Source organism: Nocardiopsis sp. NPDC006198 (genome assembly GCF_040613895.1).
Taxonomy (GTDB): Bacteria; Actinomycetota; Actinomycetes; order Streptosporangiales; family Streptosporangiaceae; genus Nocardiopsis; species Nocardiopsis tropica.
Genome location: NZ_JBEXSY010000001.1, coordinates 385,456 through 407,898, shown reverse-complemented (window position 1 = coordinate 407,898; position 22,443 = coordinate 385,456). Strand labels below are relative to the sequence as shown.

Genomic DNA, 22,443 nt, shown 5'->3' with positions numbered 1-22,443 from the left:
TGTCGGTGCGCACCAGCCGGCGGGCCAGCGCGGTCTTGAGCTTGACCACGTGCAGCGTGTGGCCCTGGATGTCGTGCAGGTCGCTGGCGAAGCGCGTCCGCTCCCGGGCCACGGCCAGCTCGGCCTCGCGCTCCCTCGACTCCTCCAGCTCAGTGATCAGACCGGAGACCAGGTGGTTGAGGAACACGAGGGTGACCCCCACCACAGCGACGCTGGTGGAGTGGACGGCGTGGTCGAGAAGAACGTTGAGGGCGCCGCCGGGTGACGTCACCATCCGCGCCACGACCACCGCGACGACGAAGGCGCCCAGCGCCACTGCCGCCGCGACCCGGCGCGGGCGCGGCAGCTGGAAGAGGACGACGGTGCCCACGACGGAGATGCCGAAGGACGCGGACGCGTCGTCCAGGACCAGCACACCCACGAGCCACACGGCCGAGGCCGCGACCAGGCAGAGGAGCGGGACCCGGGAGGAAAGGCTCCCGCTCCACCCCCGGGACGCCAGCACGGCAGCCGCCACCCCCACGCTCAGGACGACGGCGTGCACCGGGTTCTCGGCGTTGATCGAGATCAGGAGCGCCCCGATGGCGCAGAGCGACGCGAACACGATGTTGAGATTGAGCATGCGCAGCTGACCCTGCGTCGCCTCGGTGCGCTCGGACCTCATATGAGCCCTTCCGGGATCGGACGGTGGAGTCCGTCCCAGTATTCTTCCGGTCCCGCGGCGCCGCCAGTGACACTGCGTCATGCCTTCGCCCGGAGCTGGGTCACGGGGCACTGCCCCGCCGACCGGCCTTCTCCTCCCGGTCGGAACCGTCCTCACGACGGTGCTCCCGAGGCCCGGCCCTGCGCCGACCGCGGCCGGCCGGGGCACCGGTTCCCCCACACCGCGCCGGGCCAGGGGGCCGAGGCCGCTCCGCCCCCGGGGTCAGCGCCGCTGCGCGCCGGAGGGGCCGCCCTCGACGGTGGCGTCGGCCAACAACCCGCTCGCTCCGTGCCACAACCACCCTTCGAACACCAGGAATGCCGCAGCCAGGACCGCTTGGAGAACGAGCGGTGACAGGGACGGAGTGAGGTGGTGCGGCGACCCCGAAACGCCCACCTGTACGTCGTAGATCACGACCATGCGCCGGGCACCGCTGACGGCGGCCCCCGGTAGGGCGCGCGGTCAGGACGGCTTCGCCCTCGCAGTACGGACACCGCAGGCGAAGCATCTGCACGGCCGGGCCGCATGCGCGTGGCCGCCGGCGCCCGGTTCTCCGTCAAGTACTGCACCCCGCCGTTCTGTGGCTGTCTGCCCTGGTTTGCACGCTGCGTTACACGCCAACGGCGTGCCCGGAGGAGATTTCTGAACAATTGGCCAGGTCAGGACAGGTTCGCGGCGAAAGCTTCCGCCGGGCACACCCACAAGGCCACGATGGGCAATGACCCTGGGTCACAGGGTTCTACCGGCCCCCGGTGTGATGCCGCTCGCTGAGCGGCGCCGGAGGCCGGACCGAAGGAGCGATGGTGAGCAACAACTTCCAGCTCGGCGGCATCCCCCACGGCTTCGCGTTCAACGAGAACGGCTCCCTCATCCACTACCGGCACGTCATCGTGCTTGCCTCCCCCAGCGCCAACCAGGCGGGGGCGTGGGGCGACGTCTGGGTCTCCTTCGCCTCGGACTTCGCCGACGTCAAGGTCCGGATGGCCGTCCACGACGGCACGAACTGGAGCGTCACGAACGTCGACGTCCCCGCCGGCGGGGGCCGCGTCGCCCAGAAGCTGCGCCCCGGCGCGCAGAAGATCAGCCTGGGCCGGGTCAAGAAGTCGTCCTCCGACTCCGCCGAGGACGCCCCGGTGGGCTGGCTCCTGGAGGTCTTCGGGCCGTGACCGGACCGGCCCCCGTGACGAGCGCTGGAATTCGCCAAACGTCGCGGGGGTCGGCTCGTGTTCCGAACGTGCCGGTTCGGGCCGTGTCGGGACGGCCCGAGCTGAGCCGCTGACGTCTCCGTGGTCGCGCCCACTGGCATGTTCGGGTTCTGGCACTGATCTTGTGGTGCAGTAACAGTCAGTCACTCACGTAGGCCCTGGGGCTACTTGGGGTCCGAGTAGAAACGGAACGATGAGCCCCGACAGCTGGCACATCCGTTGGCTTCCTGGTCGCGGGCGGGCCCATCTCGGACAGGTCGTTCGCAAGGCAGGTCAGTTCGTCGCCGGTAGGCCCGGGGTCGATGAGCAACACACCCGCCCGGCCTTGCACGACAACGGCATTGTTCTGGAGCAACTCGCTGCGGTGGATCAGCACACCCTCCGCGACCTGCGTCAGCACGGCGGCCCTACCCTTCCGGGTTGATCGAGCCATTCGCAGACAGCTCGGTGAGGTCGGTGATCGTGTGGTCGCCGCCGGCGTGCATCCGCCGGAGCCCGGCCTGCTGCTCGGGGCTGAGCTCGGGCTGTTTGCCGCAGATTATCGACAGCCAGAGACAGGAATCCGGAGGCACATCGGCCGGAGGGTGCGAGGGGCGGCGCCTTCAGGAGGCGCCGGGGATGATCGCGCAGCCCCCGCGCCCCAGCCCGCCGACCGCGCGGGGCGGGCATGGCCGGTCTCGGATGTTCCGCCACTGCACGGGGGCTCCGGGGAGCTCGGGGAAGCAGTCGGCCGCCCCGTCGCCGTCCGCACCAAACCACCCGACGGACCTTCCGAAGACAGGCAAAAGCCCTGATCAGCGAACCACGACAGGAGACGAAGGAGGGAGGTCCCGGTACATTCAGTCAGCCGCACAGCGGGAACCGTATTCCGAAGATGTCCCGACCCCTCTTCTCACCTTCGCCCCTTGCCCGCAAGCCAGACGAACCACTACGGAAGGCACCGCGGGACGACAAGCGCGAAAGTCATGTCTTCTCCGTGCAACGCTCACACGGATGCCAGAAAAAGACCCCGACCAGGCCGGACACCGCTCGGGTCGCGTGCGAGGATCCCATCCTCCCCTGTCACCGAGGAAACCGGAAGACCGATGTCAGTACCTTTATCGTGCCATTCTCCTCTGGCGGACTATCCCCTGCCGTAGTAAGGAAGTCAGCGGTGTGGCGGAACGGGACCGCGGCGAGGCCGACGACCTGTGCATTGCGTGTGGTGAAGAAAAGGCGTCCCCGCCGGGGACGGCGACCGGGGAGTACCCCAGAATGTCCAACGTGAAAACCCCCCGCGTCGAGGAGAGTTCCGTGTCCCCTGTCCAGATCATCCGCACAGTGGCCTTCGCCCTGATCGCCGGGGGCGTGTCCCTCGGACTGGTTCCCGGCGGACCGTGCGGGGCGGGCTGGTGGCCCCTGGTCAGCGTGAACGCTTCCTTCGGGTGGATCGGTTACGGGGACGCGCCCAGCATGGGGATGGGGACCACCGTGTGCGGGACGGCCATGGCCCCGGTGGGGTCGTGGGCGATCGCGTTGGTCGTGGTCGGGGCGGCCCTGCTGCTGGGGGTGTGGCGCAGCACCCGGCACGGGTCGAAGGCCGAGCCGGAGAAGTAGAGGCCGCGCCTGGCCCGGCATTTTCCCTCACCGCCCCCGTACTGCGAGGCGTGGGGCCGACGCGAACAGACGACGCCTCGCAGACGAGCCGTGTGCACTCGCCCACGAGGCGGTTCCCCACCGGAGCGAGGTGTCACCCATCCCCCTGCCCCGGAACCGTCCCCGCGTCCGGGTGGGCGCCCGGACGCGGGTGGCGGGTCAGGGCCGGGCGGCGACGGCCTCGACCTCGAACAGCACGTCAGGGGCGGCCAGACCCGCGACGCCGATGAGGGTCTGCGCGGGCGGCTCCGTGCCCCAGCCCTCCCGCACAGCCGCCGTGATCGGTCCGAGCTTGCTGACGTCGTGGTCCACCACGTACGTCCTGAGCTGGACGACGTGGCGGAGGCCGAGCCCGTGGGCGGCGAGCGCGACGCCGATGTTGTGGAACGTCTGCTTCACCTGCTCGGCGAAGTCGGCCGAGACGACCGCGCCGTCCGGGCCCGACCCGTACTGGCCCGCGACGAGCACCAGTTCCGTACCTGCGGGAACGGTGGCGGTGTGGCTGTAGCCGAACGGGACCGGGTCGTGCAGGCCGTCCGGGTTGACGATGGCGTGTGCCATGGGAATCCCCTCTCGTATGGCGATGGGGAAAGCCTCGCAAAAAATCACGACATCCTGTGTCATGTATTCCCGTAGGGTTTTCGTATGCGCGCCGACAGACTGGTATCGCTCGTCCTGCTGCTGCGCCGGCACGGTCGGCTGTCCGCGACCGCGCTGGCCCGCGAGCTGGAGGTGTCCACCCGCACCGTGCTGCGCGACATCGACGCGCTCTCCGCGGCCGGCGTCCCGGTGTACGCCGAACGCGGCCGGCACGGCGGCTTCGCGCTGCTACCGGGTTTCCGGACCGAGCTCACCGGTCTGAGCCATGACGAGGCGCTCGCCCTGCTGATCGCCGGATCGCGGCGCGGCGCGCAGGCCTTCGGCCTCGGCTCTGCCCTCGCCTCGGCCGTGCTCAAGGTGGTCGACGCGCTGCCCGAGAAGGATCGGACCAGCGCGGCCGACGCGGCCCGGCGCCTGCTCGTCGACCCGGGCACCGACCTCCTCGCGCGTCGCCTGGACGCCGAGGAGGTGCCCGACACCGTGGTGTCCGAGATCCGGCGCGCGGTGTTCGCCGGGCACAGGCTGCGCATCCACTACGCGGCCGCGGACCGGGAACCGACGTGGCGGACGGTGGACCCGATCGGCCTGGTCACCGTACGCGACCAGGGATACCTGCTGGCCACGAGGTCAGGCGCGGACCGCACCTACCGGCTCTCCCGGGTCCTGGCCGCCGAGGAGCTCGACGAACCGGCGCGGCGACCGGACCGGGTCGACCTGGACCGGGCCTGGCAGGAGCGCAGCACGCGGTTCCGCACCGGGGGCGACCAGGTCACCGTGCTGGTTCGGGTGGACCCGGCGCGGCGGGAGGAGCTGGTGGGCACCGCGCTGGCCGTCCTCTCCGAAAAAGCCGACGCGGACGGCCGGCTGCGGCTGCAGGTCGCCTTCCAGGATGCGAGGCACGCCGAATGGGCGCTGTGGCAGCTCTCGACGGACGCGGAGGCCCTGGCACCGCAGTGGTTGCGCACCTCTCTGCGGGACCGTGCCGCCGCGATCGCCGCCTGCTACGGGGAGTCCCCCTGAGGGGTCTTCGCCCTCCCGGGGCTGCCCGGCGGGTGTGCGGGGCAGAAGGACACGGCTCCCGAGGAGCACAGGAGGTGCCAGGGCTTCAGCCCCGGCGAGGTGCCCCGCGCCCGGAGTGGCCTGAACCCGCTGAACACGAGAACAGCGCCCCGTCACCAGCTATGACGGGGCGCTGTTCTTCACGTGCGAGGGCTCTACAGGCCGCGAACCGCGTTCACCAAGGCTGCCCACTCCCGGGCAGACACCGCGAGGTGGCCCAGCTCTCGATTCTGGCTGTCGCGGACGTCAGCGCCGCCGGTGTGCTCCCGAGCTTCGACGCAGTTTCCTCCGTTAGCGCTGTAACTGGACTTGTGCCACTTGTCGTCGGGGGTGGGGGCGGTCGGGGCCCCGTCTCCGGGGGTTACCGTCATATCGGCCTCCTCGGGCTTCTGACAGCACATGGGGGCGAGGCTACCGGCCCGTGAAGCGTCGTAGGCGCTCTGTCGACCGCACCGGGAGCACGGTCCGCAGGAACCGATAAGTGCATCAGGGGCGGGTTCACGTCTACGGCTTCCGATACAGCGGGGCTTTGGTCCTGGAGATGCATTCTGCCCCGGGGTAGCTTGAACCCGCTGAACACGGAACCGGTCCCGCCCACTACTCCTGGGCGGGACCGGTTCGTGCTGTGCCCCTACCGGCCTCGGACTGCCGCCAACAGGGCGGTCCACTCGGAAGCCCCGGCCGACAGGTGGCCCGACTCCCGGTTCTGCGTGTCACGCACGAGGACGCTCTTCCCCTCAGCGACCTCGACACAGCTTCCGTTGGCCGCGCTGTAGCTGCTCTTGTGCCACTCGGGCTCACGCTGTGTACTCATCGAGTTCTCCCTTGACCTTCCTGATGAAGTCGGCTGACTGGCCCGGCGACCACGCCTCTGCCTGCACAGAGCTGAAAATCGACAGACAGGCCTGCACCTTGCCACTGTCATCCATCAGAATCTCACCTTGCTGATACTCCGCCGACGCCACCATGGGTTTGTCCGGAAACGAGTACACCCGGAAGGGGCCTGCTCCTCCGGGGTGGCACCCGGGGTTGGGCGGTACGACCTGTAGACGTACTACCCGTTTCTCTATCAATGACAGCACTTCACCGAGCTGATCAGAGAGAATCTTTCGGCTCCCGATGACCCTCATCACCGCGTTCGCCTCCAGCACCATGTAGATCAGCGGCGGGTCTGTCTCCAAGATCGCCTGTCGCCTCATCCGCGACTTGACCATCTCCTCCAGCTCGGCCTCACTAGCGCCGGGAGAGGTGTCCCGGTTCGCTGCGTGCGCATACGCCTCGGTCTGGATGAGGCCAGGAATCATCTGGTTCTGGTACTCACGCAGCTCCGAGATCTTCCGTTCGAGCTGCTCTACCTCTTCGTACCATTCCGGAACCCCAGTTGCGTCATTTGCGGCTTTCCAAGCCCGGTGAACTACACCAGAGCTACCGAGCTCTCGGTCGATATCTCGCGCGCTCTGCTCGCTGAGCCTGCGCGTCCCGCACTCCCACGCAGAGACGGTCGAGGGCACCACCGACAGCGCCTTTGCCAGCTGGACTTGCGTGAACTTCGCCTTCTTACGCGTCTTCTGGATGACGAGGCCAAGACGTATCAGCTCGGGCTTCGGGGGACGGTCCATGACTCTCCATGTACACCGGGGGATCTACCAGGTCGACTCATTCAAGGCGATGGGTCTTCCCAACTTCACCGAAACCACAAGATCGTGACAGGTCAGTGATGTCCCTAGCGCTCGGACCGGCCGGGTGTTCAAGGTAGAGCCACGGAGAAGCAGCGGATGCCGATGAAAACGGAGGCGTCCGACTGAAAGTCCGTTGCAAGCCAAAAGCCCCGGCGACCGTCGCAACCGGTCTCCGAGGCTCAATGCCCCACCCCGAACTACCGAGGTGAGACGAATGCAGCCTACCGGCATCACCACACCGAATCCAGACGTAAACCCCGAACCCAAGGTGCCCTATCCGCACCGGATCGGTTTCAGCGAGCCCCACCGGCACGGCATCCTCCTGGGACACGAGCGCGGCTGTACCGCCCTGGCTGCCTGGGTGCCCACCGTGGTCCCCCGCCGGGCGAGGAAACCGGTCTTCCTGGTGGCCGAAGCGCTCGTGTCCAACGCCCGCCAACACTCCCGTTCCGGGGACCCCGGCGGGACCGTGCGGGTGGTCGTCGACGTCAACCCGTTCCTGATCGGCGTCGCCGTGACCGACAACGGCCCCCGGGGCGACACCGTCATCCCCTACCCGCGCCTGGGCGATCCCCGCCAGGGCCCGCTGCCGGGGCTGCACCTGGTGGACCACCTGGCCGTGTACTGGGAGTGGAACTGGGCGTGGAAGGGCGCCGGGGCGGGGCCGCTCACGGTGCGCGCGGTGGTCGAGAACCCGTGAGGTGGCATCCCGGGCACGACCGCGACCAGCGGGATTTGGCCGCCGCGCTGGCCCGCCGTCATGCCCCGTACTGGGTGGTGATGTGGTCCTACTCGCTGCGCGTGTGGGTGGCGTTCTACCTCGGCCCCGCGCAGGTGGCGCCGCTGCGCTGCGCGGATCCCGACCGGCTGTCCCGGCAGATGCGGCACGTGGTGCGCACGGTCGCCTCCGGCCGCTCCCCCTGAAATCCCCCTCCGGGCAGCGTTGATCCGCCCGGGGGTTCCCGCCCGGTGCCTTCGCACCGGGCTGCGGGGCCGCCGCCAAAAGGGGGGCCGGCGGCCCCGCCCCTCAGACCCAGGGCCGGTCGTACTTCCCCGGACCGGACCCGACCCCCGACGACACACGCTGACGGAGAACCACGTGCCCACCGCACCCCTGCCCGAACTCGTCGAGAACGCCGACGCCCTGCTCACCCCCGCAGAAGTCGCCCGCCTCTTCCGCGTCGAACCCAAAACCGTCACCCGCTGGGAAAAAGACGGCCGCCTCGCCTCCGTCAAAACCCTGGGCGGACACCGCCGCTACCCCCAGACCCAGATCAACGCCCTGCTCACCACCCCGCGCGGCGACGGCGCCGTCCTGCTGGCCCTGGAAGAGGTCCGCGACCTGGCCACCGCCCACGGCGACCCCACCGCCGCCGCCCGCATCAGCGACCTCATCACCACCCTGCGCACCCAGGAGGACAGGCACTGATGCGCGAAGACCCCGCACCCGGCTGGCACATCGAGACAGGGACGGTGAACGACCGCCCCGCGGTGAGCTTCCGCCGTCCCTGGGAGGACACCCCCACCACCCTGCGCGTCACCGACCCCGACCAGGTCACCGCCGACCTGCGAGCCCTGGAGGAGACCGACCGCGCCCACCCCGGCTGGTACGTGGGCTTCCTCATCCGCCCCACCCCGGTCTCGCACCTGGACGGGCTCTGGGCGCAGTACCCCGGCGTGACCGTGGTCCACGCCGAGACCCCGCCCGACCTGATCCGGCGCATCACCGACGCCCGCGCCCGACACGGCCTGTGAAGGACGGACCCCGATGAGCACGAGGGCGAGCGACGGAACTCCCACCGTCCCCCGCTACCTGGACCGCGCCGAAGCCGTCGCACCCCGGATCATGGCCGGGCACAGACAGCGCGCCGCCGACGCCGCGGCGGGGATCGCCCGCCTCGAACTCCTCGCGGCCGAACAGCGCCACAGAGCCGCCGACCTGGAGTACGCCGCCGCACGGCGGCGACTGGCCGAGGCGCGCACGCGAGTCGACGACCTCGACACCGAGGCCCTGGCCACGGTGCTGCGCAGCTATCAGGCACTCATCGGTGGGCGCCGTTCGACCGCTTCCGGGAGGACACCGTGAGCACACGCCGTCGGCCCCGAACGAATCCCATTCCTAGATACAGTTGTGTAGCTACACATCTGTAGCTAATGTGGTGCGCGAGCGGTCGTCGCCCCACGTCGGCCCAGGACATGAGGACACACCCATGACCCGACCCGCCATCCCCGTGCACGCGGACTGGAACACCGTCCTGTGCACCTCGCGCACCACCCTGACCACCCACCTGTGGACGGCCCCGCCCCTGCGCCGCGGTTCACCCGTCCACGACAGGGCCTTCGCCGCCCTGCGCGAGCTCAACACCGACCACACACGCTTCCTCTCCTTCTGGACCCACCCCCACCTGGCCGTCCCCGCGCTGGAACCGCCCTCCGCCCACGCGACCTCCTGGGACTTCACGCACCTGGACCCCCTCCTCGACGACTTCATGGAGGCCACCCGGGGCCGACCGGTGGTCGCCAACCTGGCCGCCATCCCCACCTGGATGTTCGACACCCCCGAACCCGTGGCGGTGGGCACCGACCCCGACGCCGCGCAATGGGACTACGAACAGGGCACACAGCCGCGCGACGCCACCCTGAACCAGATCGCGGACTACTTCGAGCGCATGGCCCGCTGGTACATCAGCGGCGGCTTCACCGACGAGCGCGGCCGACGCCACACCTCCCCGCACCGCCACCGGTTCGCCTACTGGGAGGTCCTCTGCGAACCCGACGTGGGCCACCAGTGGGACCCGGCCGCCTACACCCGCCTCTACGACCAGGTCGTCCAGCGCCTGCGCCCCCTGGACCCCGACATGCGCTTCGTGGGGCTGTCACTGAGCCCCATCACCGACGACCCCGACTACTTCTGGCACTTCCTCGACCCGGCCAACCACGCCCCCGGCATCCCGATCGACGCCGTCTCTTACCACTTCTACGCCGCTCCGGCCCTGACCGACGCCGTGGACAGCCGACCCAACGCCCCCTTCTCCACCTGGCACACCACCTTCTTCGCCCAGGCCGACGGGTTCCTGCGCCAGGTCAGCCTCATCGAGTCCATCAAGAAGCGCCTCAGTCCCCACACACGCACCCACATCAACGAGATCGGCAGCTTCGCCCCCGACGTCATGGCCGCCGAGCCCGACATCCCCGACCAGTACTGGGCCCTGGCCGGGGCGCTCGTCGCCTACCTGTGGTCCCGCCTGACCGCGCTGGGCATCGACCTCGTGGGCGTGGCCGAGTTCCTGGGCTACCCCACCGTCATCCCCGGCACCAGCCTCCTGGACTGGGAGACCGGCGAACCCAACGCCCGCTACCGCGTCCTGGCACTGCTCCTGGAGCACTTCGGCCCCGGCGACCTGCTCGTGCCCACCCGCGCCGGAAGCGAACTGTCCCCCGAGCCCCCCGTGCACGCCCAGGGGTTCGTCACCTCCGACGGCCGGCGCCGCCTCCTGCTGGTAAACACGGGGCCCGACCCCGTCCAGGTCACCCTCACCGGGGAGGTTCGCTTCCACGAGACCGCCCATGTGGACACCGCCACCTCCCACCGCCCGGCCCTCCGGGCCCCGGCATCCGGCGACCTCCTGGAACTGGGCCCCTTCTCCACCACCGTGGCGACCCTGGCCTGAGAACACCGTCACCGACCGGCGCCACCACCACGGACGCCCGGCCCGCCGGTCACTCCCGGCACCGGCCCTACACTGGGCCGGTGCCCTGACAGGGAGGACAACGCCCATGACCGCCCGTGGCCGCCGCGGCCCCGAACAACTGCTGGCCGACATCCGCGCCGCAGCCGTCGAGGAACTCTGCCTGGTGGGCGTCGGCCGCCTGAGCATGGCGGGTATCGCGCAGCGCTCGGGCACCGCCCGCACCTCCCTGTACCGGCGCTGGTCCGCTCCCATCGACATCGTGCTCGACGCCCTCGAACACGACTTCCCGCAGGAGACGGTGTCCCCCGGCACCGACGACCTCCGCGGCGACCTCGTCCGGGCCCTGGTCAGCCTGGCCGAGTGGACCACCACCCCCACGGCCAGGGCCGCGGCCGCGATCCTGACCGAACGCGACCGCCACCCCGAACTGGCCGAGGCCCTGTACACCCGCGTGTTCGACCCCAAGGGCGGGCGCTTCACCCGCACCGTCCTGACCCACTACGCGGAGCACGGACACATCGACCCGTCCCTGGTCAGCGACGTGGTCGTCGACATAGGCGAGGCCCTGGTCCTCAAACACCTCTCCGACACCGGGAACGTCCCCACACACGCCCACCTCGAACGCATCGTGGACCACGCCATCCTTCCCGCGGTGGGGCTGCCTCCCCGGAGGACCGGTCCGGACGACGACTCCCGGCATCCGGTGAGCTGACCCCTCACGGGGCCCGCCGGTCGCCGACGGCCGGGACCGACCCTCCGGTGGCGAGGCGGCCGGCACAGGAGGCGGGCGTCCCGGCCGTGGCCTTCAGTGCCGGGTAGCGCCGGTCCCCTCCTCGGCCGCCTTCTCCCGGTAGACCAGGAGCTGGTATCCGGGCACGCTGGCGACGTCGAAGGCGTGGAAGTCGATGCTCAGCAGACCCCGGGCGGGGTGGCGCAACACCTTCGTCTCGTGGGTCTTGGGCCGCACGTCGTGGCGCGCCCACAGGCCGGGGAACTCCGGGCTCTCGGCCTCCAACCGGTCGAGCAGTTCCCGGAGCCGGGCGGGGGCGACGGCGAAGTCGGCGCTGGCACGCAGGTTGGCCACCGTCGCCTCGGCGGAGGCCTCCCAGTCGACGAAGAACCGGCGGCCCTCGGGGTCCAGCAGGACCATATCCAACAGGTTCGCGGTCTCCTCGAAACCGGAGAACAGCTCCTGCGCCCGGGCGTTCAGCGCCAGGACGTCGAGCACCGGGTCCAGCACGATGGCGCCGGAGTCGCTCCAGGAGTCCATCAGGCTCAGCAGCTCGGCCGGCACCGGCTGGACCGTGGCCTCTTCTCCGAGCCTGCGCGCCGTACCGGCCAGTGCGTACAGGTGCCGTTCCTCGGCCCCGGTCAACCGCAGCGCCTTGGAGAGGCCTGCCAGGACCACCTCCGAGGGGCGGGTCTCCTTGCCCTGTTCCAGGCGGCGGTAGTAGTCGACGCTCACCTCGGCGAAAGCGGCGACCTCGTCGCGGCGCAGGCCCGGGACGCGGCGCTCGCCCGCCGCGGGCATTCCGACGGCCTCGGGAGTGACCTTGGCACGGCGTGTCATGAGGAACTCGCCCAACTCGCTGCGTGGCATGTCCCGAGCCTACCGACGGGCAAGGGAGGCCCCCGGACCGCTGGGGGGCCGTATCGCTACCCCCCGATCCGGCGGAACCGGTCGCATGCTGGCCGACATGAACACAGCACAGAACACCCAGCCCGCCGCCCAGCTCATCTCCGGAACCCCGCTCGCCGGACGTGTCGCCGTGGTGACCGGCGCCTCCAGCGGCATCGGCGAGGCGACCGCCCTGCGCTTCGCGGAACTCGGCGCGAAGGTGGCGCTGGTGGCCCGTCGCGGCGACCGGCTCAACCAGGTCGAGGACCGCATCCGTGCCGGCGGCGGAAGCGCCCTGGCCCTGCCGACCGATGTCACCGACCGCGCCGCCGTCCTCGCGGCGGCCGACCGCGTCGCCGACGAACTCGGCCGGGTCGACCTCGTCTTCGCCAACGCCGGCGTGCAGCTCATCTCCGGCATCACCGACCTGGCCGCAGAAGACTGGGACGCCCAGATCGACCTCAACGTCAAGGGCGTCATGAACACCGTCCAGGCCTTCGTGCCGTCCCTGGAATCGGCCGCCGCCGACGGCCGCAGCGCCGACCTCGTCATGACCTCGTCGATCGCCGCCGTCCGGATCCTGGAAGGCTTCCAGGTCTACTCCGCGACCAAGGCCTACGTCACCCAGCTCTCCAAACTGCTCCGCACCGAGCTTGGCCGCAAGAAGATCCGAGTGGCGACGATCGAGCCGGGCATGGTCGACACCGAACTGCCCGACCACGTCACCGACCCGGCCGCGAGCAAGCTCATGGCCGACCTCATCGACCAGATCGACGTCCTGTCGTCCGCGGACGTCGCGGAGACCGTCGCCTTCATGAGCGCGGTCCCCAAGCACGTCAACCTGACCGAGATCACCATCCTCCCGACCGAGCAGATCATCTGACGCCATGGCGGGAAGGGTTCGCCGGGCCGGAGAGCATCGGACGGTCCCGCTGCACAGGCCTCTCCCGCCGCGTACCTTCCCGATGCGCACCCCGACGCGCTCGCCCCACCGCTGGGCGAGCGCGTCCGGGTCGCTGGCACGAGCCGTCGCAGGTAGGCAGACAGACCCCGGTCTGCACCGTGTGGTCGGAGTGGAGCAAAAATCGACCCTGGTCCTACCCCCGGGCACGAACCCTCGCCGTCCTGTGGCCGAAGCTCCGTACCTCTCCGCCGGGTGTCAGCATGGGCGGATGACCGCTCTGCTCTGGGACGAAGTGAAGGACCTGTTCGACCCCCACCTCATGGGCTCGCTGCCGGACCTGCGGGTTCCCGACACCTCGGTGCGGGACTGGCAGAGCTTCCTGGAACTGGTGGTCGAGCGCGGATGGCGGCACCGGTACACCGAGGGCAATGCCGTGGTGCCCCTTGGACCGGCGCACACCGCGCTGTCGCGCACCGGGTTGGCGGAGTTGCGGGTGTGGCCGAGTGGCGGTGTACTCGCGATCTTTCGCTTCTGCGCTCCGGAGGAGATCGACTTCGACGTGGACCTGCGTGAACTCCAGGGGCAGGAGCGGCTGGACGTCCTGTGCCACTTCCTCGCGACCATCGGACGCCGCCTGGGCAAACCCGTTCTCATGGAACCGGAGGGCTCCCACGGCCACCCCGTCCTGGGGTTCGACGTCCGCGCCGACCGGGTCGTCCGCCTGGCCGAACCGCTGTGACGCCGCGGCATTCCGGGCTCGGGGAGGGGTTGCTCGTCGGGGAGCGCCACGCCCCCGGACGATCAGTGCGGGTGTCACCGATCTCCACGGTCAGTGCGTCTGATCGGGGGCGTGCAACATGCCCCCGGCAGAACCAGGCAATTCACGGTTTCATGTTGCGCACCAGGGTCCACGATGTCTTTGTGCGCGCGGCGGGAAGCGGCTCCGATACGCGAACCTTTCCCATGTTCTGCCCAGGACCGGGAACGACTTGTTCGCGTCCTGGCTAGAGGTCCTCGAACGCTTCCTCGCCCGGCCGCCACACCATCCAACTGCGATCCTCGAAGCCGCTGAGCATGGCGATCTCCGGACCGTCGAGTTCGCCCTCGGTCGGATGGAGCTGGATCGCACCTCGGTCGAAGTCGACCTTGATCCCGATGCCGGTCTTCTCCTGCGTGGCGATCACGTGCTGGCCGATGAGGGCGCGCAGCGCCTCCGCCCAGCCGCACTCCTCAAGGGTGAACCGCCGCCCGTCCAGAACCACCTGGGGCAGGACGTCACAGTTGAGCAAGGGCATGTCGTCGGACGTCTCGCTGTAGAACCACAACTGGACGTAGTCCATGACGAACTGCACCGAGTACAGCCGACAACCCACGAGACGGCCCAGGAGCGAATTCAGTACATACACCACGAACGAGACTCCAGACGAAGGACGAGGGCCAAAAACCGCGAGACACCACGTCGGCGTGGCAATCATCATGCGCATGCCGAGCGAAAGGGAACGAGGCCACCTGTCGGCCAGCCGCACCAGAGGGCGATCCGCAGTCGGCCAAGGCCTTGTCATACGCCATCGGGCGCCGCGCCGGCCTGAGCGTACTCCGTTCGTGCTCGACACTCTCGGGCCCGGGCTGCACCGGCCGACACCTCCGCGAACGGCCGTCCGGGCGGTCTCACGCCAGGCGATGGGCGACGGTCAGCCCGGGGTCGACTGCCCGAACGGCGCCAGCCGTGATCGGCGGCGTCACGAGAGGCCATCCGGTGGTGACGGACTCGGAAGGACCCGGGCAACACCGACCTGGGCCTCAAGCCACCGCCGACCGGAAGGAGGAGGACTGGCCGCATACGGTCAAACACCCCTCCGGCGCCCGCGCCACGGCGCGGGTTCTGCGATCGTGGGATCGTCCTTTCTCCCCCGCCCTTCGAGGAGCCCACGTGGAAATCCGCCTGACCGACGCCGTCCGCACCCTGCGCGAGGACCTGACCGAGGCGGTCGAGGAGGCCGAGGCCCAGAGCCCCGACATCGCCTTCAAGGTCGGCCCCATCCAGATGGACTTCGAGGTCCAGTTCCGCGTCGACGGCAAGGCCAAGGGCAAGCTCTCCGCGTGGATCGCCTCCGGCGAGGTCGAGGCCGGGGCGAGCCGGACCCGCACCCACCGGGTGTCCTTCACCCTGACCCCGCACCCCAGGAAGATCCCCGGCGGCGACGTGTCCATCAGCAGCACCCGCCGCGACTCCGGTGAGCACACCCCTCCCCCGGCCTTCAGCCGCTGAGCCCCCACTCCCCCGTGCGCGGGGTCCGTAGAAGCGACCGGAGTACCTGTTGGACACCGCCCAGCGCATCACCCTCATCACCACCCCCACCAGCACCGGGTCCGGGTACCTCATCGCCCCGCGCCTGGTCCTGACCAGCGCCCACACCGTCCCCGACGTCGGCGGCCGGGTCCAGGTGCACACCGCCACCGACCACCGGCCCCGCGCCGGGCAGGTGGTCTGGCGCGGCACCCCGCACAGCCACGACGACGCCGCCCTGGTGGAGGTCACCGATCCCGACTGGACCGAGCACCCGGTCACCACCAGGTGGGGAAGGCTGGTCACCACCACCCCCGGCACCCCCTGCCAGGTGTGGGGCTTCCCCGACCTGGTGCAACGTGCGGGCCGGGCCGCGGAGACCGCCCAGCTGGCCGGCACGGTCGCCCCGGGCAGCCACTACGTCAACCACCGGCACGTGATGGACCTGAGCGCCCACCCGCCCCGCTGGCTCCCCCACGAGGTCCGGGAACAGGAGCGGACCGGGCAGCGGCGCTCGCTGTGGGCGGGCCTGTCCGGGGCCGCGATGCGCTGTGGCGACGGCGAGCTGGTGGTGGGCGTGGTGGCCGCCGACCCCGAACACCGCGACCACGCCGCCCTGGAGGTCGTGCCCGCCTACGTGCTCCACCACGACCCCGCCTTCCGGGCCGTCCTGGCCGAGCACGGTGTGCCCCTGGTGCTGGAACCGGTCGAACTCGCCCACCTGGCCCACACCCCGCGCGCCCACCACCGCCCCTCCCCCGCCGCGCTGCTGGAGGCCCACCGGCAGGTGGTGGACTTCCACGGCCGTGAGGAGACCATGCGGACCCTGCTGGAGTGGTGCCAGGGCACCGAACCGCTCACGGCGGCGGTGGTGCACGGGCCCGGCGGGCAGGGCAAGACCCGCCTGGCCCACGAACTCACCGCACGTCTGGCCGAGCCCGACCCGCAGGGGAGGCGGTGGGCCACCGTGTGGCTCAGGCAGGACGCCACCGTCGAGGAACTGGGCCCGGTCAAGGAGGCCACGGCCCCGCTGCTGGTGGTGGTGGACTACGCCGAGACCCGCACCGCGCAGCTCGTGCGCCTGCTCCAGCTGTGCGACCGCCCGCCGGGGCACGCCCCCGTCCGGCTGCTGTTGCTGGTGCGCACGCTGGGCGAGTGGTGGGACCAGGTCAACACCGCCACCGGCCACCTGCTGGCCGACCTGGCCGTGCAGCTCCCGCTACCGCCGCTGGCGCCCCGCGCCACCGAGCGCGCCCGGGAGTACCGCACCGCCCTGGGCCACCTCGCCGAGGCCCTGCCCACGGCCCGCACGCCGCGCCCGGCAGACTGGGCCCGGGTCGCGGACGGCCTGGCCGACCCGGACCTGTCGGGGCCCGAGTGGGAGACCGTGCTGAGCGTGCACATGCGCGCCCTGGCCGACCTGCTGGACGCCACCCAGGACCCCACGGCCGTCACCGCCGACACCGCGGTGGAGGGGCGGGTGCTGGCCCACGAGTTCCGGTACTGGGACCACAGCGCCGCCGCCTACGGCCTGGGCGACGCCGACCTGGCGCAACCGCTGCGCGACGTGCTGGCCCTGGTCTTCACCCTCGCCCCCGCCGGCGTCGAGGAGGCGGACGAACTCCTGGAGAGCGCGGCGGTGCTCCAAGGGCAGAGCACCGCCCGCAGGCACCAGATCCGCCTGTGGGCCGGCGGCCTGTACCCCGCGGACGGGGAGCGGATGTGGGGGCACCTGCAACCGGACCGGCTGCTGGAGTACTTCCTCGGACAGCGCCTGCAGCGCGACCCCGCCCTGTTCGACCCCCACCTGGACACCGTCGCCACCGCGGACGCCGAACGCCTGGTGACCCTGTACGCCCGCGCGGCTGCCCACCCCGCCCTGTCCGCCGTGAAAGGGCACCTGAGCGCACTGTGCACCCGCCACATCCACACACTGGGCCCGGCGGTCGTCGACGTGGCCACCCAGGTGGAACACCCCGGCCCGCTCCTCCGAGCGCTGGAAGACGTCACGGACGACCCCGACACCTCGCCCGAGGTCCTCGGACGGCTCAGCGACGCCCTGCCCCTGTCCAGCCAGCGGTTGGCGGTCTGGGCCGAGCGATTGACGGCATGCCTGGTGGGGGTGCGTCGGGGGCCGGCAGCGCAGAACCCCGACGCCCACTTGTCCGACCTCGCCGGGTCCTTGAACAATCAAGCCCTCACCCTGCGCGCCCTGGGGCGGGTCGACGAAGCGCTCGAGGCGAGCACCGAAGCCGTAGAACACTACCGGGCCCTGACCGAACAACGCCCCGACGCCCACCTCTCCGGCCTCGCCCTCGCCCTGAACACCCGGGCCCTCACCCTGCGTGATTCGGAGCGGTTCGAGGAAGCGTTCGAGGCGGGCACCGAAGCCGTACAGCACTACCGGGCCCTGGCCCAGCGGCGCCCGGACGCCTACCTCTCCGACCTCGCCCTCGCCCTGAACACCCGGGCCCTCACCCTGCGCGCCTTGGGCCGGGTCGACGAAGCGCTCGAGGCGAGCACCGAAGCCGTACAGCACTACCGGGCCCTGACCGAACAACGCCCCGACGCCTACCTGACGAGCCTCGCCATGGCCCTGAGCAACCAGGCCATCTACCTGAACGCCCTGAAGCGGGTCGACGAAGCGCTCGAGGCAGGTACCGAAGCCGTTGAGCACTACCGGTCTCTGGCCGAGCAGCGCCCCGACACCTACCTCTCCGACCTCGCCCTCGCCCTCGGCAATCAGGCCGGCCATCTGAGTGCTCTGGAGCGGGACGAAGAAGCAGTGGAGGCCATCACCCGAGCTGTCGGTATCACCCGTGCCTTGTCGGAGCAGCACCCCGACGTCCACCTGCCCAAACTCGCAGACTATTTGGACTACCACGTCAATATCCTCACGAAACTGGGACGGGTTTCAGAAGCTCTGGACGTCATGTCCGAAGCCGTCGGTGTCCACCGTTCCCTGGCCGACCCGGAACGGGACGAAGAAGTCCTGGAAGCCACCACTCGAACCGTCCGTCAGTACGAGGCATTGGCTGAGCAGCACCCGGAGGCCTACCTGCCCGACCTGGCGGCGTCCCTGCACGACCAAGCTGGTCAGCTGGGGGAACTGGCCCGACTCGAGGAAGCCCTGGAAGCGATCACCAAGGCCGTCGGCATCCGCCGCATCCTGGCTGAGCAGGACCCGGAGGCCTACCTGCCCGACCTGGCGGCGTCCCTGCACGACCAGGCCGGTCGCCTGCAGATGCTGAAGCGCGCAGAGGAAGGGCTCGAAGTCATCGGTGAAGCTGTCAATATCCGCCTCGACCTCGCGGATCAGCACCCCGAGGCTCACCTGTCCGGCCTGTCCGAATCCCTGGGCAGTGTAGGTCGGATCCTGGTCGCTCTGGGGCGCCATACGGAATCTTTCGCCTACTTCGAGGAGTCCACCCGCATTAAATTGGAGTTGGGCAACCCGAAAAAAGCGGGTGATGCGTCCTGAGTCGGCGGACAGCGCACCCCCTCATCACACGACTGTCTCGTACCGGGCGCGGTGGAGGATCTGGTGTGTTCCGGGAACTCCTCCCGCCGCTTACCTGACGCGCTCCTTCTCCGCGACCGGCCCCATGCCTGGTGGCCGCGGGAAGGCGGAGCCGATCCGGCACGTCCCGGCCCCGTGTCCCAGGCCGAAGACTTCCCACGGCCTGCCGCCTGTGCCGGGAGCGCCGCCGTTCGGTCCCCGGGGATTCCCACCTCACGAACCGACCGCCTTCCCGAACTCGTTCGACCAGGAGAACGGGCGCTGTTCCGACCCGGCCGACAGGCACAGCTCCCCTGCCCAGCCACGATCAGGGCGATGACGGCACCGACGAAGAGTCGCCGGAGGTCAGCGAACTATTCCATGCAGCTCGAGGCCGCTCACCGTTCCACGCGGCCAGGAGGGCCTGGTGAAGACAGGACAGAAAAGCTCCCTGGAAATTATTCCGTAGAGATATTCGCTGAACGGGACCTCATGCCGCACCCAGGAAACAGAGCAGTCCGTGGCGATCACCTGCCAGTGATCCGGATTCCCCGAAGAGTCCCAGAAAATCTTTTTCCCAGAATTTTCCAGGGCCCAGCAGATGAGATCGGAGAACCTGACATAGTCATCACCCGGGGAAATTTCCCAATGATGGACCAACTTGCCATCGCGGAAGTAAACACCTTCCGATTCATGAATTCTTTCCAGGTCGTCCTGGTTCTGTCTGATTTCTTGGCACACCACCCTGGGTTGGAGCACGCTCAACTTGTCGTCGAAATAGAACCCGGATCCCATTTCCACGATGGTTTCGACGTAGTCGGAGGGAAGCGGAGGCAGCCCAGAAAGAGGGTACTCAGATAGGTTGGGGGCAACACCTCCCCGCGCGCCCTCTCGAAGAAGCCCAACGAGCTCTCGCACCTTACTCACCGATCATCACCGTTCTCCCTGCGCGGCCGTCTCGGCGCTTTCGGTCGCAGGGCTGTCTGCCCAGGCCTGCGGGCTGACGAGCTGCCGTTCCCGACTACCCCCGGGGCGACCGTCGCGCAGCGGCCCCGCCCCGGCCAGAGCCCCTCATCGAGTGGCCGCAGTTGTGAATCCTGCCCGGCATCCCAGAAACCGGGGCGAGCGGGGTGGGGTTGTCGGCCTTCTCGGCCATGACCTCCGACTGCTCGAAGACCTCAGGGATTCCGGGGCCGGCCGGAGGTAGGCGGGGACAGCCGTCCCCGGGACGGGGACCGTTCCCGGGAACGGTCCCCGTCCCGTGACCCGCACCGGCCATGACCGGGGGCGTCCCCTTGGCGGTCAGCCCACTGGGCGCAGGTCCCCGCACCAGCTCTCGTACTCGACACTGCCGGTCGGAAAGACGATCTCCAGGCCGACACGGCCGGTGTAGGAGTCGAACCTCTCGTGCACCGCGACGACAGGCTCCCCCGCATGACGGACGAACGGCGACCCGTGCGTCCACGGTGCGACCTCCACAGTGCCGTGCTCGCCCATGTCGTAACCAGAGCGGGGCGCAGCGTCGTCCACGACCAGGCACCAGTCGGAGCCGGTCGTCAGGTGGACGGCGTCGCCGAGGTCGTCGACGAGCCAGACCTCGACCGGGTCGGTCGCAGCCTGGTCGGCGCGCGCGTGCCACGCGGCCATGACCTGCCGCACGCGGCGCCCGACCAGACGCGCGGGGTCCACCCCCGCTCCGTGCAGCGGGCACTCGCGTCGCGTCGTCGGCATCACCCGACGACCGTACCCGGCACCAGGCTCGGAGGCCACGGGGATGAGGAGGACGGCTCCTAGGCGTCCCGGACGGTGAGGACGCCGATCTCCGGCGCTCCGGGGAGGCCGGGCTCGCCGACCAGGCGTCCGTCCATGCCCGCCTCCTCGGCGAGGCGGGCGACGCTGAGGTTCTCCCACATGTAGGTGTCGCGGGTGCTGCGCACCACCTCGCCGTCGCGGAGGACCTTCCAGGTCGTCTCCCATCGCAGGAGGTCGCCCTCGACGGGTTCGGCCTGCGTCCACCATTCGTAGGTCTGCTCGCCGATGCGTTCGCGCAGCATGCGGAAGGGGGGGATGGCCCTGGCTGTGCCCGTGCCCATGAGTTCCACGACGATCGGGGCGCCGGGTGGGACGTGCTCGCCCAGCTTGCGCCAGAGCGCGATCCGCTCGTCCTGGGTCAGGTGCCCCAGCACGCCGAAGACGACCACCGCACCGACGCTGTCGGGCAGCCGCAGGTGTTGGGCGGGCTCGGCGCTGATGGTCACGCGGCGGCGGAGGTCCTCCTTGCCGACGACGCGGCTGGTGAGCATCGCCCGCATGGGCGTGGACGGCTCCGCGGCGAGGATCGGGGAATGCGGCAGGGCCGCGGCGATCACTTCCGTGATACGGCCCGTGCCCGCTCCGATCTCGACGACGGGGCCGTGAGCGGGGTCGACGCCGGCCAGCGCCGTGCGCAGCGGTCCGGCGCTGGTGAGCACGTGGCGTGCGGCGACCATCTCGTAGAACTCGGCGGAGGCTGTGTAGTAGTCCGCGACCATGGTGATCTTCCTTGTCGTGACGGTCTCAGGGTGTGCTGGGCCAGGTGGGGGCGGTCTCGGTGGGCTCGTGGCCCAGGGCCCGGGCGATGGTCGCCGCGACCGCGCGGCGCTGTTGCGCGAGGAAGAAGTGCCCGCCCGGGAACACCTCGGTCGTGACGTCGCCGGTCGTCGTGTTCTTCCAGGTCGCGGCGGCCTCCTCGGAGCACTCCGGGTCCTGTTCGCCGACGAACACGTGCACGGGCGTGTCGAGCGGTGCCGCCTGCGTCGGCCGGTAGGTCTCGATCAGCCGGTAGTCGTTGCGCACGTAGCCCAGGACCGCGGTCCGCAGCTCCTCGTCGGCCAGGACCTCCGGCGGGGTGCCGCCCAGCCGGGTGAGGTCGGCCGCCAGGTGGTCGTCGTCGCGCAGGTGGACGTCGCCGGGCTCGACGTCATGGGGTGCGGGCCGCCCCGAGGCGAACAGCCGGACCGGCGGCGGCAGCGACCTGCGGCGCGCCTCCACGGCCACCTCGTAGGCGACGGCGCTGCCCATGCTGTGCCCCATGAGTGCGTAGGGGCGGTCCAGGAGGGGGGCGAGAGCGTCCACGACCGCGTCGACGACCTCGGGCATCGTGTCGACCATGGGGTCGCCGAAGCGGTCCTCGCGGCCGGGGTACTGCACGGTCAGCGCCTCGATGCCGGGGGGCAGCAGGTACTGCCACGGTCGCAGCGAGGACGCCGATCCCCCGGCGTGGGGCAGGCAGATGAGGCGCACGTCCGCCCGGGGGCGGTGCCGGGGCCGACGCAGCCACGGGCTGAGGGGCGCTTGCCGCGGGTCCATGGGAATTCTTCTCCTCGCGATCTTTTCCTGTGAAAAAAGAATGGCTTTTAATGGCGTCGCCATTGACGACCCCGGTGACATTGATCTCGAATTGCGGACGATCCATCATATTGGAGATCGCACCCGCAGTCTGTAAAGTTATGAATGGAGACCGGTTGATCCCTCCATTTCTCCGAGTTTTCCCGTGGTATCCGCAATCCGAGCAGAAGGGCTG

Annotated in this window: 26 protein-coding genes and 1 pseudogene; 15 read left to right on the top strand and 12 right to left on the bottom strand. The window is 70.0% G+C overall.

The window, feature by feature from the left end; translation table 11 throughout:
- Both ABZ234_RS01770 and ABZ234_RS01765 read right to left on the bottom strand, forming a co-directional pair.
- Positions 1-664, bottom strand: a 664-nt coding sequence (locus ABZ234_RS01770; protein ID WP_355010601.1) for a histidine kinase, incomplete at its 3' end; no start/stop codon positions are given.
- A 261-nt stretch (positions 665-925) separates the two neighbouring features.
- Entirely contained in the window at positions 926-1,123 is a 198-nt protein-coding gene (locus tag ABZ234_RS01765; RefSeq protein ID WP_355010600.1) for a hypothetical protein, read from the bottom strand.
- Positions 1,124-1,506: 383 nt separating this feature from the next.
- Between ABZ234_RS01765 and ABZ234_RS01760 the strand changes: the two genes are divergently transcribed.
- The 3 genes from ABZ234_RS01760 to ABZ234_RS01750 all read left to right on the top strand — a co-directional run bounded on the left by ABZ234_RS01760 (position 1,507) and on the right by ABZ234_RS01750 (position 3,504).
- Positions 1,507-1,869 (top strand): hypothetical protein, encoded by a 363-nt coding sequence (locus ABZ234_RS01760; RefSeq protein WP_355010599.1) that lies wholly within the window; start codon positions 1,507-1,509, stop codon positions 1,867-1,869.
- Positions 1,870-2,101: 232 nt separating this feature from the next.
- Entirely contained in the window at positions 2,102-2,332 is a 231-nt protein-coding gene (locus tag ABZ234_RS01755; protein ID WP_355010598.1) for a hypothetical protein, read from the top strand.
- A gap of 869 nt (positions 2,333-3,201) precedes the next feature.
- Positions 3,202-3,504, top strand: a complete 303-nt coding sequence (locus ABZ234_RS01750; protein ID WP_355010597.1) for a hypothetical protein — start codon at positions 3,202-3,204, stop codon at positions 3,502-3,504.
- A 198-nt stretch (positions 3,505-3,702) separates the two neighbouring features.
- Here ABZ234_RS01750 and ABZ234_RS01745 read toward each other — a convergent pair whose 3' ends face one another.
- Positions 3,703-4,104 carry a RidA family protein gene (locus tag ABZ234_RS01745; RefSeq protein WP_355010596.1) on the bottom strand — a complete coding sequence of 134 codons (402 nt, stop codon included), beginning with the start codon at positions 4,102-4,104 and terminating at the stop codon, positions 3,703-3,705.
- Between the two features lie 84 nt (positions 4,105-4,188).
- On the opposite strand from ABZ234_RS01745, the gene ABZ234_RS01740 reads away from it, so the two are divergent.
- On the top strand, positions 4,189-5,163 hold the full coding sequence (locus tag ABZ234_RS01740) for a WYL domain-containing protein (RefSeq protein WP_355010595.1): 975 nt from the start codon (positions 4,189-4,191) through the stop codon (positions 5,161-5,163).
- A 194-nt stretch (positions 5,164-5,357) separates the two neighbouring features.
- Here ABZ234_RS01740 and ABZ234_RS01735 read toward each other — a convergent pair whose 3' ends face one another.
- The 3 genes from ABZ234_RS01735 to ABZ234_RS01725 all read right to left on the bottom strand — a co-directional run bounded on the left by ABZ234_RS01735 (position 5,358) and on the right by ABZ234_RS01725 (position 6,821).
- Positions 5,358-5,573 carry a DUF397 domain-containing protein gene (locus tag ABZ234_RS01735; RefSeq protein ID WP_355010594.1) on the bottom strand — a complete coding sequence of 72 codons (216 nt, stop codon included), beginning with the start codon at positions 5,571-5,573 and terminating at the stop codon, positions 5,358-5,360.
- A gap of 260 nt (positions 5,574-5,833) precedes the next feature.
- Positions 5,834-6,016 carry a DUF397 domain-containing protein gene (locus ABZ234_RS01730; protein ID WP_267944936.1) on the bottom strand — a complete coding sequence of 61 codons (183 nt, stop codon included), beginning with the start codon at positions 6,014-6,016 and terminating at the stop codon, positions 5,834-5,836.
- Complete coding sequence (locus tag ABZ234_RS01725; protein WP_355010593.1) at positions 6,000-6,821, bottom strand: helix-turn-helix transcriptional regulator; 822 nt, start codon at positions 6,819-6,821, stop codon at positions 6,000-6,002. The genes ABZ234_RS01730 and ABZ234_RS01725 overlap by 17 nt, the downstream gene beginning before the upstream one ends.
- A 274-nt stretch (positions 6,822-7,095) precedes the next feature.
- Here ABZ234_RS01725 and ABZ234_RS01720 point away from each other — a divergent pair, with 274 nt between their 5' ends.
- The 7 genes and pseudogenes from ABZ234_RS01720 (at position 7,096) to ABZ234_RS01690 (ending at position 11,285) form a co-directional block, all read left to right on the top strand.
- Positions 7,096-7,581: an ATP-binding protein gene (locus ABZ234_RS01720; protein ID WP_355010592.1), complete on the top strand. Its 486-nt coding sequence runs from the start codon at positions 7,096-7,098 to the stop codon at positions 7,579-7,581.
- On the top strand, positions 7,578-7,805 hold the full coding sequence (locus ABZ234_RS01715; protein WP_355010591.1) for a hypothetical protein: 228 nt from the start codon (positions 7,578-7,580) through the stop codon (positions 7,803-7,805). Before ABZ234_RS01720 ends, ABZ234_RS01715 begins: the two co-directional genes overlap by 4 nt.
- A 190-nt stretch (positions 7,806-7,995) precedes the next feature.
- Positions 7,996-8,169, top strand: a pseudogene (locus ABZ234_RS01710) (BldC family transcriptional regulator); the annotation flags it as partial.
- Between the two features lie 140 nt (positions 8,170-8,309).
- A complete protein-coding gene (locus tag ABZ234_RS01705) occupies positions 8,310-8,636 on the top strand; it encodes a hypothetical protein (protein ID WP_355010590.1) in 327 nt (108 codons plus the stop codon).
- A gap of 13 nt (positions 8,637-8,649) precedes the next feature.
- Entirely contained in the window at positions 8,650-8,967 is a 318-nt protein-coding gene (locus ABZ234_RS01700) for a hypothetical protein (protein WP_352986370.1), read from the top strand.
- A gap of 124 nt (positions 8,968-9,091) precedes the next feature.
- On the top strand, positions 9,092-10,552 hold the full coding sequence (locus ABZ234_RS01695) for a hypothetical protein (protein ID WP_355010589.1): 1,461 nt from the start codon (positions 9,092-9,094) through the stop codon (positions 10,550-10,552).
- Between the two features lie 106 nt (positions 10,553-10,658).
- A complete protein-coding gene (locus tag ABZ234_RS01690) occupies positions 10,659-11,285 on the top strand; it encodes a TetR/AcrR family transcriptional regulator C-terminal ligand-binding domain-containing protein (RefSeq protein WP_355010588.1) in 627 nt (208 codons plus the stop codon).
- Between the two features lie 93 nt (positions 11,286-11,378).
- Here the strand turns inward: ABZ234_RS01690 and ABZ234_RS01685 are convergent, their stop codons facing one another.
- Positions 11,379-12,173, bottom strand: coding sequence for a helix-turn-helix transcriptional regulator (locus ABZ234_RS01685; RefSeq protein WP_355010587.1), 795 nt, complete (start codon positions 12,171-12,173; stop codon positions 11,379-11,381).
- A 97-nt stretch (positions 12,174-12,270) separates the two neighbouring features.
- Between ABZ234_RS01685 and ABZ234_RS01680 the strand changes: the two genes are divergently transcribed.
- The gene (locus ABZ234_RS01680; protein ID WP_355010586.1) at positions 12,271-13,074 is read left to right on the top strand and encodes an SDR family oxidoreductase; all 804 of its coding nucleotides are present in this window, start codon (positions 12,271-12,273) and stop codon (positions 13,072-13,074) included.
- A 289-nt stretch (positions 13,075-13,363) separates the two neighbouring features.
- Entirely contained in the window at positions 13,364-13,834 is a 471-nt protein-coding gene (locus ABZ234_RS01675; protein WP_355010585.1) for a hypothetical protein, read from the top strand.
- 265 nt (positions 13,835-14,099) lie between these two features.
- Here ABZ234_RS01675 and ABZ234_RS01670 read toward each other — a convergent pair whose 3' ends face one another.
- Positions 14,100-14,504, bottom strand: coding sequence for a hypothetical protein (locus ABZ234_RS01670; RefSeq protein ID WP_355010584.1), 405 nt, complete (start codon positions 14,502-14,504; stop codon positions 14,100-14,102).
- 521 nt (positions 14,505-15,025) lie between these two features.
- Between ABZ234_RS01670 and ABZ234_RS01665 the strand changes: the two genes are divergently transcribed.
- Together ABZ234_RS01665 and ABZ234_RS01660 are read left to right on the top strand one after the other, a co-directional pair.
- A complete protein-coding gene (locus ABZ234_RS01665; protein ID WP_355010583.1) occupies positions 15,026-15,364 on the top strand; it encodes a trypco2 family protein in 339 nt (112 codons plus the stop codon).
- A gap of 49 nt (positions 15,365-15,413) precedes the next feature.
- Complete coding sequence (locus ABZ234_RS01660; RefSeq protein WP_355010582.1) at positions 15,414-18,863, top strand: tetratricopeptide repeat protein; 3,450 nt, start codon at positions 15,414-15,416, stop codon at positions 18,861-18,863.
- A gap of 384 nt (positions 18,864-19,247) precedes the next feature.
- Here the strand turns inward: ABZ234_RS01660 and ABZ234_RS01655 are convergent, their stop codons facing one another.
- The 4 genes from ABZ234_RS01655 to ABZ234_RS01640 all read right to left on the bottom strand — a co-directional run bounded on the left by ABZ234_RS01655 (position 19,248) and on the right by ABZ234_RS01640 (position 22,229).
- A complete protein-coding gene (locus ABZ234_RS01655; RefSeq protein WP_355010581.1) occupies positions 19,248-19,808 on the bottom strand; it encodes a hypothetical protein in 561 nt (186 codons plus the stop codon).
- Positions 19,809-20,183: 375 nt separating this feature from the next.
- Positions 20,184-20,612, bottom strand: a complete 429-nt coding sequence (locus ABZ234_RS01650) for a hypothetical protein (RefSeq protein ID WP_355010580.1) — start codon at positions 20,610-20,612, stop codon at positions 20,184-20,186.
- Between the two features lie 59 nt (positions 20,613-20,671).
- A complete protein-coding gene (locus tag ABZ234_RS01645; RefSeq protein ID WP_355010579.1) occupies positions 20,672-21,412 on the bottom strand; it encodes a class I SAM-dependent methyltransferase in 741 nt (246 codons plus the stop codon).
- A 25-nt stretch (positions 21,413-21,437) separates the two neighbouring features.
- Positions 21,438-22,229 (bottom strand): alpha/beta fold hydrolase, encoded by a 792-nt coding sequence (locus ABZ234_RS01640; RefSeq protein ID WP_355010578.1) that lies wholly within the window; start codon positions 22,227-22,229, stop codon positions 21,438-21,440.
- Positions 22,230-22,443 lie beyond the last annotated feature (214 nt).